This is a genomic window from Chromobacterium sp. ATCC 53434, assembly GCF_002848345.1.
Lineage (GTDB): Bacteria > Pseudomonadota > Gammaproteobacteria > Burkholderiales > Chromobacteriaceae > Chromobacterium.
On the sequence record NZ_CP025429.1, the window covers coordinates 2,899,900 to 2,913,138 of the forward strand.

The 13,239-nt window shown below is 50.0% G+C and carries 11 protein-coding genes; 6 read left to right on the plus strand and 5 right to left on the minus strand.

Annotation, left to right across the window (positions count from 1 at the left end; genetic code table 11):
* The first annotated feature begins 227 nt into the window (after window positions 1–227).
* Window positions 228–686 (plus strand): hypothetical protein, encoded by a 459-nt coding sequence (locus tag CXB49_RS23555; RefSeq protein WP_158300831.1) that lies wholly within the window; start codon window positions 228–230, stop codon window positions 684–686.
* 236 nt (window positions 687–922) lie between these two features.
* On the opposite strand, the gene CXB49_RS13030 is transcribed toward CXB49_RS23555, so the two are convergent.
* Together CXB49_RS13030 and CXB49_RS13035 are read right to left on the minus strand one after the other, a co-directional pair.
* Window positions 923–3,946, minus strand: a complete 3,024-nt coding sequence (locus tag CXB49_RS13030) for an ATP-binding protein (RefSeq protein WP_158300832.1) — start codon at window positions 3,944–3,946, stop codon at window positions 923–925.
* 45 nt (window positions 3,947–3,991) lie between these two features.
* Complete coding sequence (locus tag CXB49_RS13035; RefSeq protein ID WP_158300833.1) at window positions 3,992–4,660, minus strand: response regulator transcription factor; 669 nt, start codon at window positions 4,658–4,660, stop codon at window positions 3,992–3,994.
* A 919-nt stretch (window positions 4,661–5,579) separates the two neighbouring features.
* Here CXB49_RS13035 and CXB49_RS13040 point away from each other — a divergent pair.
* From CXB49_RS13040 to CXB49_RS23560, 4 genes are read left to right on the plus strand one after another with little or no spacing between them, the layout of a single operon-like run.
* Window positions 5,580–6,086, plus strand: coding sequence for a cupin domain-containing protein (locus CXB49_RS13040; protein ID WP_158300834.1), 507 nt, complete (start codon window positions 5,580–5,582; stop codon window positions 6,084–6,086).
* A 6-nt stretch (window positions 6,087–6,092) separates the two neighbouring features.
* Window positions 6,093–6,944 (plus strand): alpha/beta hydrolase, encoded by an 852-nt coding sequence (locus CXB49_RS13045; RefSeq protein ID WP_101708802.1) that lies wholly within the window; start codon window positions 6,093–6,095, stop codon window positions 6,942–6,944.
* A 21-nt stretch (window positions 6,945–6,965) separates the two neighbouring features.
* The gene (locus CXB49_RS13050; RefSeq protein WP_101708803.1) at window positions 6,966–8,078 is read left to right on the plus strand and encodes an SDR family oxidoreductase; all 1,113 of its coding nucleotides are present in this window, start codon (window positions 6,966–6,968) and stop codon (window positions 8,076–8,078) included.
* Between the two features lie 44 nt (window positions 8,079–8,122).
* Entirely contained in the window at window positions 8,123–8,761 is a 639-nt protein-coding gene (locus tag CXB49_RS23560; RefSeq protein ID WP_158300836.1) for a hypothetical protein, read from the plus strand.
* Window positions 8,762–8,811: 50 nt separating this feature from the next.
* Here the strand turns inward: CXB49_RS23560 and CXB49_RS23565 are convergent, their stop codons facing one another.
* Window positions 8,812–9,141: an Hpt domain-containing protein gene (locus CXB49_RS23565; protein WP_158300837.1), complete on the minus strand. Its 330-nt coding sequence runs from the start codon at window positions 9,139–9,141 to the stop codon at window positions 8,812–8,814.
* A gap of 176 nt (window positions 9,142–9,317) precedes the next feature.
* Between CXB49_RS23565 and CXB49_RS23570 the strand changes: the two genes are divergently transcribed.
* Entirely contained in the window at window positions 9,318–9,695 is a 378-nt protein-coding gene (locus tag CXB49_RS23570) for a hypothetical protein (protein ID WP_158300838.1), read from the plus strand.
* Between the two features lie 217 nt (window positions 9,696–9,912).
* Here CXB49_RS23570 and CXB49_RS13055 read toward each other — a convergent pair whose 3' ends face one another.
* Window positions 9,913–11,421: an FGGY-family carbohydrate kinase gene (locus CXB49_RS13055; RefSeq protein WP_158300839.1), complete on the minus strand. Its 1,509-nt coding sequence runs from the start codon at window positions 11,419–11,421 to the stop codon at window positions 9,913–9,915.
* A 519-nt stretch (window positions 11,422–11,940) separates the two neighbouring features.
* The gene (locus tag CXB49_RS13060) at window positions 11,941–13,137 is read right to left on the minus strand and encodes an MFS transporter (RefSeq protein ID WP_101708805.1); all 1,197 of its coding nucleotides are present in this window, start codon (window positions 13,135–13,137) and stop codon (window positions 11,941–11,943) included.
* Window positions 13,138–13,239: the final 102 nt, after the last annotated feature.

Sequence of the window (13,239 nt, forward strand, 5' to 3'; positions counted from 1 at the left end):
GCCTTCACTGCTGGCTTCATCGTCATGAATTAAAAGCATACGACTTAGCTTATCGATTCTGGCACGTCATTATCCATTAATTCAATAGCGGACAATCATCATCAGATCAATCTTAATATTTCGTATCGCAGTTCCACCTCGTGGGAAATTGCCTCACGCTGAGCATGAGATATGCCTATCTCTTCAGCCATAAATAGAAGCTGAAAATCAACCCAAAGGAAAGAGACATGGGAAAAAACAAACTTCTCTACATTGCCATTTTCTCGATGGCATGCAGTCAATATGTTTCCGCGCAAAATGAGGACAAGCCCGATCACTTTCTAGACCAGTGCTATTACACTTATGGCGGCGGAAAGATAGTAGAGTCGCATTGCACAACAGAACCGCTTGCGGCAGGATCCACCGAGGAAAAGCGCTATCCTTTAGCGTATAACGCGGCCCCAGGAGCGGCAACAAAGACAGCCAACCCTAAATCCATCTCACTGGAAGTCGCACATTGGAAACTCGCCGGGCAGCAGCATTGCCATGTATTGAATACCGTGGGTAACCGTCAGGCGTTATTGGGCTTTCTCGAGAGTGAAACCTCTCTACGTGCTACCAACCTGACAGTGGGAGAAGGCAGCATACGCCTGAATGCTCAAGGAGAGAAATGTGATATGATTTTTCTAAACTTTAAACCGAACTGATCGCACCCAACCGATCAAGTCTACACATAGTGTCCCAATTCGCCGACAGCGCATAAATCGAAAGCGAAGTGGGACACATTCGTTTGTACTCTACCCAAATACTGAAAATGGTTGTAAAACCAATCCGCATGACAGACGCTTAGAGAGCGCTCTTTTATCAAGCAAATCCCTCGGCACAAATCAGGCTGCGGTGTCATCGAACCCAAACAAGCTGCAAGCGAAACAAGTGATAATCATCATCTCCTCTTGTCAACTTCGATACCCAATAGATCAGCCAGTTTTTCCGCAGTGCAAGGCTTTTGCACAAATCCGGCAAATCCTTCCGCCACATAACGCTCACGCTCATTTATTTCCGAACAGGCCGACAATATCCAGAATGGACTGGGGTGGCGCAACCAGGTATCGACCTCTCGGATTTGTTGCGCCAATTGATAGCCACTCATATCAGTCAGCCTCAAGTCCATCAAGGTCAAATCAAAACACTCCGTTCGCCAGGCAGAAATTGCGGCTTTACCATTAGCGACTGCGACAACGGTAAATCCTATTAAATTCAACTGTTCCCGGATGATTTCACGGCAAATATCGTCATCGTCAATCAAAAGCAACGTTCTACCCGTTCCAGCCTGCTTAAATGCCTCAGACCCGCTAGATACTGGCTTTTTATCAAGCATGCCGATGCTACATGCGATCGCCTCAACCAGCCTGGTGCAGTTGAACTCGGATTTTGGAATCAGCGTAGCCCTCTTGCCCATGATCACAATATCGGACACATCGCTCACTGCGACATCTGCCGGTGGCGACATCATGATTTCCGCTTGAAAATGGCGAAGCCATCGCTGTACGTAATCACGCAAGACTTCATGCTGGATATCCAGCCACACCCGCTTTCCAGACATGGACAGGAATGGTTTTTCAATACAATCCTCATTCGAAGTCGCTGATGGCAACTGCAATTCAACACTGAATCGCGTCCCCATACCCGGTTGGCTACTAACCTCTATACTTCCCCCCATTTTACTTACCAACTTTTTAGTGATGGCCAACCCCAATCCTAAGCCGCTCCCAGATTCTGGATTTTCCTGGCTATAGAAAGTAAATAGCCTGGTCTGAAAAGCTTCAGTCATGCCCCTGCCAGTATCGGTTACAACTATCTTGAACCGCCCAGCAGCAAGCATTGAAGTTATAACAACCACCTCACCTTCAGCGGTAAATTTTATCGCATTGCTGACCAAATTCGAGACCATTTGCATAATGCAGGCCTCATCGCCATAACAAAAATAATTCTTCGCTGGTTCACTAAGCGAAAACAAACTAAGCTGTTTTTTCTTGCCTTCGGCACAAAACAAGACAACAGCTCTGTCAACCACCCGCGCCAAATTGATCAATCCTACATTTAACACCATCGTTCCGGATTCCAGCTTTGAAAAATCGAGCAACTCATTTAACTTATCTTGCAACAATTCAGTAGAACGTGTCGCGATATCCAGTTGTCGATCTTGCTCCGATGTCAATACAGAATGCTTGAGTAAGTTCAATGCACCCAAGACCCCAGTCATCGGTGTTCTCACCTCATGTCCAATTGTCGCCAGAAAATCTGTTTTATTTCGGCTCTCCAACTCGGCAAGTGTATATTGCCGCATTGCCTGAACGGCATCCCGCTTGGCTTTATCTCGAAAACCAGCCACACGATAATTTATCCATAGTAAAAATAAAACAACAATGGCCGTCAGAAAAACCGGCCCGGACAAGTACAATAAAATATCACCCAACTCATAACCTTGCTTTACATATATCAAGTGCTGATATTTATGTAGCCTATCCATAAAGTCCGCAGGCTGAGATGAAATATAGTGATTCAATGCGCCAGCCAGAGCCTTGGCACTTGGGGAGATAATCAGCACTAGCTTCTCCTCCCCTTTTACATGCCTATCCAAATACAATTTACCAGCATATGTCGAAAGCAGATCGTTCGATACTGCCTCGACACTGACGGCTGCCGCATCTGCCTTTCCTGACACGACGGCTTGCAGACTTTGCTCTATCGAGTCCATCGCCAAAATTTTCTTGGCTGCCGGAAAGTCATGATAACGGACAGATTTAAAATGATTTAATTGCGCCGCGACCACATTACTGCTTGCATTTCTAGTAGATCTTACCAAACCCCAAGAAATGGTATCATAAGGAATATTTATAATACCGCCACCAAACAGCTGAGGTTGATAAGGTGTCGCCACTACAACATCTAAATCCGAAGCATACATGGCATGAACAGAATCGATATTGGGCGGCAGCAGAATGATTTCATAAGGAATTTTCAAGCTGTCAAAAAACGGCTTAAGCAGAGAGGCGCCAACCCCTACCCATTTCCCTTGAGCATCGATTCTGTCATATGGCAAGGGTTCACTTTTCAGTCCAACTCGGATCGGGCCATGTTGCTGAAGCCACTGCCTGTCAATACTGGACAGCCCTCCACTCTTTCTATCCTCCGTCAGCCATCGCGATTGTATTTCTGTCAGCCTGGCAGCGGAGATCATGTCCAAACCATGCTGGACCGTATTTTGTAACCGTGTACACCTAGGTTCTACCGCAAAACGAATTGGTATTGAGTAACGCTCACCGAGCAAATCCGGCACCAATAAAGAATGAATATAAAGCTCGCCATGTCTGGACAATAAATCATCTCGAGCGCTTTGTGCCATGCTCTCAAATGTAATCAGTGCTACCAACTTTCCTGAGGCGACTGCCTGCTCGCCTTGTAATACGCTTTCAAAATATTTCAATCTTGCCTTAGGAAAGAACTTCGTAAAATAATCCATCAAGAATGGAGAGCCCGACACACCAATTTCATTGCCACTGTTGACAAAATCGATCAAGCCCTTATATTTCTCCTTGGATACCAGATCAATCCGTTGGTAGGCATATGGTGATGAAAGCCAGGCTTTGGATGAGGTCATGTGAGAAGCAACATGCGTGATGACATTTATCTCACCAGATGCAAACGCCGCTCTTAGTTCTTGTAAGGTTGGATAGATTTTAAACTGAATCGAAACATCACTACCAAGCAATGCCTCATTCAATACATCCATATCCAGCCCCACTGGAATACCATTACTGCCTATCGTACAAAATGGACGGTTACAGCTTTTCAGAATACCTACCACGGCTTGATGACAAGGTGCCACTTCAGCATGCGCCATAAAAGCCGATGCCATTGATGCCGTCATGCAAAAAAATAGCATGATTTTTTTAATACTCTGCATACACCATACCCACATTAAACTACCAAAACTGATCAATGATTCAAGTCACCGGGACTCTTTCTTTATTTTGGTGACTCCCTCCAACTCCAAATAACTCATCAAACCAAAATCATTTTTTATACCCAACTTCCTCATTACTGATCGCTTCTGCGTACTAATTGTCTTTATACTGCGCTGCTTTTTTCCTGCGATTTCACTAACACTCATTCCTTCTGCCAGCCACAGTAATACTTCCCATTCTTTCTTAGTCAGCTTTTTTGAATCCCTATCCCAGCTGGCCATATCAGCCATAGAACATGCTTCAATATCAGCGGCATTTCTAATTGCTTCCAACAACACTTGCTGAGAATCACCTTTGTAAACAATCTCACTGACACCGACATTTTTTCCATGACAAATTTTTGTCAAATATAACTGACTAGTAAACAGAATGATTTTGGCATCCCTTGCTGTTTCTTGTGCCACCCTCAACCAGGCAAAACCATCTTTTGCCTCATCTGGCATAGAAAAATCGATTACCAGCACATCACATGGCGCCGCTTCCTTTACGTTAAGCAAATATTCTTGGATCGTCGTTGCAGTAAAAACCAGCTCGACATCCATTTGCTGAGATAAAAACTGCTCCAATCCCAGCAAAATAATAGGATGATCATCGACCAGCCCAACTCGGATACGACGACCATTCTTGAAGATTAGCGATTTACTTGTTCTCATACTGGTCCCAACCATCAACCCTATGGGTATGCCGCCACTTTTAAAGTGCAGCCAACTGATGCTTCACCCCCGCTGCACCGCTTATACCACCTGTCTTGATATGCCATCATCATGCTCACTGAAGCATTGGCCGCCATTACCAGGCAATCGAACAAGCAGCAAACTTCATTGAAATGCGATTGCGACGATGCGGCTCTCCGATGCCGCCTCCTCTGTTCGCTCTTTCCCACAGCGCTCATCCTCCTTGCTGAGCGAGCTTGCCTCGCGCAATTAAACAGCGTGCCACGACATACGGCCATGCCCTGGGAGCGAGTCCTTCCACCCGCTACCGATATACGCCGGATAGCGGCATCGCATGGGGAAATATCAGCCTCAATAGCTTAACCACTTTGCTGAAATGTCCTGAATCGTCATTCAAAGTGCTTTGAATCCTGAATTCCGCTCTCTTCCCATATGCTTGCCAAGAATTGTGGCGATACGGCCTGGCGCACGAGGCTCCTGGCCCACGCTGTATGGCAAACCTCAGCTTGCCCGAGTTCTATCGACGAGCAATATAAATTCACGGATAGCGGGACAATTCCTAAAATCAGCAGGCAAATTTTAAATAAGTCGTTAAATTTGAAATAAAATATCACAATCAATTAGATGGCAAGTCATTTATGCCAAGCAAAAAAAGCATTTGGCATACATCAGTTAAATTAAAAACCTATATCGCCTATTCTTTATGGCATTAACCCCTCATTGTCCATCCTAAGTTAACGCATCGCGAACGGTTTGTAGCCATTCGTAATATTTTTCAGATTAATCTGAAATTGGCTCAAACAGTTGGCAATTGATCCAAGGGAAGGTTATATCAATGGATTCAGACAATTCTTAAAATATTCTCATCTCAAATTAATTACAAATAACAGCCATTAATTTGAACATCGTTATCAAACAAAAAATATTATCTTTGTTCAAAGTCGAGGCAAACATGATTTCAAGGCTTATCTCGATGGCCATTATCGCCATCGCCTGCCTGGTACAAACCAACAGCGCGCGTTCTGAAAATACACCAACCGCTTCCACTGAAGTGCTAGCACAAAGTAGTAAATCATGGGATGGCAAATCATACCGAGCTTATCCAATCGGAATTCCCGAACTTGCGGTTATGAAAATATATATCCCCCCCAAAACAAAACTACCGTGGCACTTTCATCCGGCGCCCAGTGCTGCTTATCTATTATCTGGGAAATTGACCGTAGAAAAACAAAACCGGGAAACCATCACAATATACCCTGGGCAAGCTTTGCTTGAAACGGTTAAAACTTGGCACCGAGGTGTCACTTACGACAAGCCGGCAGTATTGATCGCGTTCTATGCCGGCTCATTTGGAATGCCTTTATCTGAAGGCTATGTAAATGCTCATTTGGAGAGTGGGAAATAGCCACTAATGGTATCCATCATGACAAAAATATCACTACTGCTTTTTATCGCTCTCACATTGATCGGCGCCCTTTTTTTTGACCATTGGCAAAGGTTGAAAATATTCAGCCCATCTCACCAATTGCTCCCCACACCGGAAGAAAGAGGTATTCCATTCCAAAATGTATGGATTACTGTCAGAAATCAACAGAATGAGGACAAAGGGATCTTGCATGCATGGTGGCTACCCAACCAGGAAGCCAGCATATTGTATTTACATGGAAGCGACAGCTCTATCTCCACAGATATCGATAAAATTCTGCAGCTATGGAACGCTGGATATTCGGTTCTGGCTGTTGATTATCGCGGATTCGGCCAAAGCACCAAAATACTGCCAAGCGAGAATAGTGTTACGGAAGACGCTCTCGCAGCTTGGCAATATTTAAAATGGATTTCAGCTACTAAAGAAGGTATTCGCGCCATCTATGGCCATTCACTAGGCAGTGCGATAGCAATAAACATTGGCCAACAACACCCAGAAATAGATTACTTGATATTAGAAGGTAGCTTCACATCGATCGCAGACATCCTGAAAGAAACTGGAAAATATCAATGGCTGCCATCTTTCTTACTGACCCAAAAATTCGAATCCTTCAAAAAAATAAGAGAGATGGCAATACCAAAATTATTCATCCATTGCGATAAGGATCCTGTAATTCCCTTATCACTTGGTGAAAAGCTTTATGACTATTCTGCCGAACCCAAAAACAAACTAATTATCAATGGAAACGATCATGACACCTGCAGTTACACCGCAGAATCCGATTGGAAGATATATATGCAGAAAATATTAAAAACTAAAAACACCATCTCACAATAAGCCGCACCCAGGATAAGCACAATGAGATCTCGCATGTTTATAACAGGAGCGACAGGCTTCCTTGGCGGCGAATTGGCTGCCCAACTGATCAAAAGTCCACAATGGGATGAAGCATTATTTTTAGTTAGAGCCTGCAGCCCTGCTCATGGGAGGCTTCGCTTGGCTGACACGCTACTGAAGCATGGCGTCGAGTTCAAATTAATTCCCAGACTACGTCTCGATCAGATTATTTGCGGTGATTTGAACACCGCTTTTGAATGGGGAAAAGACCTACATAAGCTGGCGGATCAATTGGATATCATTAATTTAGCAGCAGTGACATCTTTAAGCCATCAGCCGTCTTTATGGACTAGCAATGTTACTGCTGTGGTCAATATGGCCGGACTATTGCAAGGCTTGTGCGCAGTACGGCGCTTTATTCAGGTTGGCATCGCCACATCTTGCGGTCAACAAGCGATTTCTCCAGTGCTAGAAAGCTACGATGCCAGAGAGCATACGCAGCATTTTTTAAAATATACTGCGAGTAAATATGCCGCAGAGTCTCAGTTAAGGAAAAAATTCCCCACCCTCCCATTGATCGCTGTTCGCCCCTCCACCATTATTGGCCATTCCCAGCATGGCTGTACAACATCCGGCAGCATGTATTGGCCATTCCGCATTGCTCGCGCCTTGGGATGCTTTCCTTTCAAACCACAACAGGCCATGGATATCGTGCCAGTTGATTATTGCGCTCAAGCTTTGCTTTTTTTAAGCAATAAACGCAAGCTTGCAGACCGGATATATCACATTTCTTCCGGCTTGATAGATTCATGCACCTTTGCCGAAATCAATGCCAGCATCACCCAAGCCGTAGCCAATTCTCCAGTACAAAACTACCAATATAAATCAACCACCGAGATCTCAAAGCTACAGAGCCAATTTCCCGAACTACTGGGGGCTTGTGACACGAAGTTGGTCATGCGAGCCATCAGAACGTACGCCCTGTTTTCTTTGTCTGGCCTGACTTTCAGCAATCAGAGCTTACTAGATGAAGGCATGCCGCCGCCACCGCCATTCTCAAGCTATGCCGGCCTATGCGAAATCACCAGTCAGACTAGCTCCATTATTGAACAAATGCAGCACGACTATTCGTAATCGTCAGCCATCTTGCTCTGGCAGCTTTATCCAAGGAATTGACTATGCGTGGGAAGTGGCCTCTACTCCGGCCAAGTAAAAATATATCGGAAGATGTCTGGCTTTACCCAGGTTGGGAAGATACTGCATTAATTCGTTTAAAAGCATTTTTATTGTTGCAAGGATTCAACTCTATTTTGTTATCGACTCCTTGCCTGACGGATGCCTTACAAGCATGGTGCAGAAACTTTCGTATCGTTCCACAACCAAGAGTCATCTTAAAACATGACAAGACGGCATTTCGCCCGGCGCCAACCTTTACCAAAGAACAATTGAGATTAAAGGATGGAGAAGTAATACATCATTGCAGGGCAGTCATCACTTGCGCAAATTTGACACTGGCAAGCATTGATCACTGGTATCCACCCAATCGCATCAGCAATCATCAAGCAAAATCAGAACTGGCGATGATCTTGCAAGCCAGCCTGCGCAGAGAGCTTCTAGAATCAAAAATCCTTTGGACCATGCTGCCCAGCCATCTTGATCCAATCAAAAAAAATCATTCCCTTAGACGGTTAAGAATACCGAGAAGGGTTTTACAACATTACTCCATCTTATATGGCTCGGACAATCACCCTTACTGCCTGGCTCTTGAGAATTACATGAATGGAATTTTTGCATTTCCGCTCAATAGCTTTTCTTAAAACTGGCTTTTACCTCGCCCTGAGCATCGCGCTCGAGGGCGAGGGTCTTATTAACCCCTTGATTCGGTATTGGTAATCCTATTATCCATTTTACTGATAGATCCTCTCACTACATCTCTCAAATTTTCCATCTCGATCTTCATCTTTTCAATATCCTTCTGCAAAGAAACTGATTCAATCTCAGAGCAACATGCAGCCAGGTCATTCAAATCCAAGTAAAGAGACAAACCTGCCAGCGAGTGAGAAACACCGACCATTTCGTCATAACTTCCCGATTCGAAAAGTAAAATCAGCCGCAAAAAATCCGCCTGAATTCTTTCTCTCGCCATGCACAAAACGGAACGACTTACAATATTCTTACCACCATCATACTCAGTCATCACCTTACTCCTCCATAGGCAAGCATCACCAAGGATGTGACTAGTACACCTCAATCACAATAAACACAGTTCTTTTATATTATTTTAGGACAACTCTTAAAATTTATTCCAAATCTCCCATCGAGTTAGAATACAAACTACCATCCAACAAGAAAATAATACAAGGAACTATCTAGATGGAAAAAAAACTTGAAATAACAGCAAGCCATGTCGCCAACCGAATTCTAATAGCCATCCACATCGACCGCATCAGAAGCTTTTTATTGGAAGTCGAGATTCAGCTACGAAAGCAAGACATATGTCGAGCGGCATGCTTTTCTGAAAGAGCTCGTTTAACTCCTTGTCGAAAACCAGAAAAAGAAATTGATGAAATCATCAATAATGAAATAATGAACGCACTGCAAGAAATAGACTTCTTGGCACAGAATACCGGTTTAGCTACGATCATGCAGGAAAGTAGAAAATCGATGATTGCCTGCCGGGAAAACAATCCCAAAGCAATCAGACAAGCACTGCTTAATTTGATCATGGCCCTGGAAAGAGAAATTTCATGACGCCACACCTAAAAACAGTGCCAGGACCGCATCGACAGCGACGATTCGCGATACGACATGCAGTCTGCCCCGATACGGTCGAATGCCCTCGCGGTGCCCGGCATTGCCTGATGCGCGGCCACCCCTACCACGTCTGAGCCGCTTGGCTTGCGAGCCACGCGTGCACGGCATCAGCGATGCGGCAGGCTCCCCTCCGCCCGCTGCAGCTGCGTCGCCATCAATCGGCCATCGCCGGCAAGGCCGCGGCATAGCGTTTGAACGTGTCAAACTTGGCGCCAATGCGATGCCTGTCGCCGTTGCGCGGCCGCCATAGCGTCGGCGTGGACATCGTTCCATCGATGCATTCGAGAAACGCCTCTGCGCTGCGGCTCCAGCCCAGCTCCACCGCGGCCAGGGCCGCCAGCCCGCGCAATGGAAGCATCTGAGCATCGGGCTTGGCCAACAACTCGAACTCCAGGGTATCGGCAATGGCCTGCAGCCAGGCTTCGCATCTGACACCTCCGCCGACCACCGTCAACGGGGCGGTGGCTTGCATGCCCAACAACTCGGCGCACCAGCGCAACGACAAGGCGGTGCCCTGCAACACCGCTTGAAGAATCTGGCCGCGGGTGGTCGCGGCCGTAATGCCCAACAGCGCTCCGCTCGGCGCAGGCAAGACAATCGGACACCGTTCCGCGTGCAGGTAAGGAACGAACAATAAGGAAGCGGGCACCTCGACGTCCCGTACCTCGGCGGCAAACTGCCGGAAGAAGTCGGCGGCGCCATCCCCGTGCTGATGGCCAATCAGGGTGAGCGCCCAGCGCAGAATATTGCCGGCGTTCAGCGTCGGTGCCACCCGCAGCGACAGGCCGTCGGCAATCCCGGCTAGCCTGAACACCGAGCGGCAAGGCATGGCCGCCGCCGTATCGGGAGGCGCCAGATGCGCAAGCCAAGCCGTCGTGCCCAGGTATAGATACGCCTCGCCCGCCCGGCATACCCCAGCGCCCAGCGTCGCGGCCCCGGCATCGCCCATTCCGCACAGCACCGGGGTGCCGGCGGCAAAGCCTGTCTGGCTGGCGGCTAACGCGGAAACGACGCCGGCCAGCTCCCCCGGACGGCGCAGCTCGGGCATCAGTTCCAGCGGAAAACCATAATCGGCGAGCAAGCCGGCATGCCAGGCATCGGCCTTGGGCAAATACAGCCCGGTAGTCGAGGCATTGGTGCGATCGGTGATGTGGCTTCCCGTCAGGCACAGCACGACATAATCCTTGGCGCCCAGCACGATGCGCCTCAGCCGTTGGCAATCCCGGGAAAATTCGCTGCGCCAGCGCAGCAGCTTGGGAAGAATGGACGCCGCCGTCAGCGGATTGTCGAGCTCGCGCGACAAGATGTCGGCGCCATAACGCGCATTGACTTCCCGCGCCTCCGGCAAAGGACGCTGATCGGCATAAAGCACGGCCCGATGCAATGGCGCCTGATCGCGGTCCAAAGGCAGGAAATTCTGCATTTGTCCGCTGATGGCTATCATCGCTATCTGGCTCGGCGCGATGCCGGAACGCCACCAATCGGCGGCGATGCGCCGTACCGCGTCGAACCAGTCGCGCGCCTCCTGTTCGACCGCGCCGTCGCCATCGCAGAAAGTCGTCAGCGCGATCGAATGCTCCAGACTCGATCCGCCATGCCGGCCGAGCAGTGCGGCCTTCACCTCTGAAGTGCCGATATCGAAGCTTGCAATATAAGACTGCACCCACCGCCCCCGTGTGTTGCCGCGCCGGCATGGCGCCATGCGTTTCAATCTAGAACATTTATCCATCAGACTGATGCGCCGCGCAGTATTTCGGATTTGTCTTAAAAATGGCGGCGCGGCGGGCATTCAAGCCGGCATGGCCGGCATCGGACCGGCAGCGCTGACGCGGGCTCGCACCCGGCGGTGGTGGCCATCGACGGCGTCTTGGGGACGGAGGGAAGTTCGGCCAGGTTTTGGCGACAGGCAGAAAAAAAGCCGCATGGCGCGGCTGCAAAGGGGTAGATCGATTGAACGCAAGCAATATTGTTCAATCGCAGACCAATTTAACACAGATAAGCCACTCGGCAAAATTCATTTGGCAAGCGTTAATCGCCAAAATTGGCACATATGAGAAAAAACAATGGCACCGGCGGGCCGGCCTGCGCCTCTCCCGCCCGGCGCCAAACGCCGTCGAGCCTGTTCAACGTCTTTTGCGGCAGCGGCCGTTTTCTGCCGGAGGCTCTCGCAAGCAAGCGGCCGCTACACAGCGGCGCCGTCGGTCTCCGGCGCTTGCCCGACCCGCAGCGACGCCGCCGCCGCCATGCCCAGCAAGGCGCACGCCATGCCGGCCAGGAATACCGCGCCGTAACCGAAGCGGTCCGCGAACAGGCCCGCGATCGGACCGGTCAGGCCATAGGCCAGGTCCTGGCAGGCGGCGAAACCGCCCAGGGCCGAGCCGCGCAGATGCGCGGGCACCCGACGCACCACTTCGACGCCCATGGCAGGAAACACCATCGAGCAGCCGATGCCAGTCAGCAAGGCGCCGGCCAGCGCGCCGGCCGGGTTTGGCGACAGCCAGATCAGCGCCTGGCCGCAAGCCTCTATCGCCAGCGACAGCATCGCCACCCGCGCGCCGCCGATGCGATCGGGCAGATGGCCGAAACCCAATCGCACCAGCACGAAGCCGGCGCCGAAACCGGTCAGTCCCAAACCGCCCCAGGCCCAGCCCCGGCTGGAAAAATACAGCGCGAAAAACGCGCCCAGGCCGGCGAAACCGACCCCTTGCAGGAATACCGCCGCGCCGGGCAGACCGATGCGGCCGACAATGCGCAGGAACGGCTCTCGCTTGCCGACCGGCGGCGCGACCGGCGCGAAACGATGCACCAGCGCCAGCCCGGCCAACGGCAACAAAATGCAAACCAGCATCAGGACTTCGAAACCGGCATGACGGTACAGCAGCAGGCCGAGCGGGCCGCCGGCGGCGAAGGCGCCGTACATGCCGATGCCGACCAGCGACATCACCCGGCCGGAATGGGCCGGCCCCATCAGGCCTATGCTCCACGCCGCCATGCCGACGATGGCCAGACTCTCGCCCAGGCCCAGCAGCAGGCGGCCAGCCAGCAGGATGCCCAGGCCAAGACCCGGCTGCGCCGCGAACCGCGCCGACACCAGACAGACCAGGCCGGCCAGCGCGTACCAGCACAAACCGCGCTGCATGCAGGCCTTGCCGCCGCGCAGATCGGACAGGCGACCGGCGTAACCCCGGGTCAGGATGGTGGACAAGAAGGCGATGCCGACCGCCAGGCCGCCGGCGGCATTGCCGAAATGCAGCGTGTCGATCACATGGATGGAGGTCGCCGGCAGCGACATCGCCACGGCGAGATAGGACAGGAACAAGGCGGCGGTCTTCGCCAGCAGGCGACGATAGGCGACGGGAAAAGCGACGACTTCGGACATGAAACAATCTCCGCACCGCGGGCGGGGGCGGCAGGCGTCTCGACGCGGATGCCACGCACCCAGCCACCCGGCGGTGGACAAAAGCGCGTGGATTGACGTAAG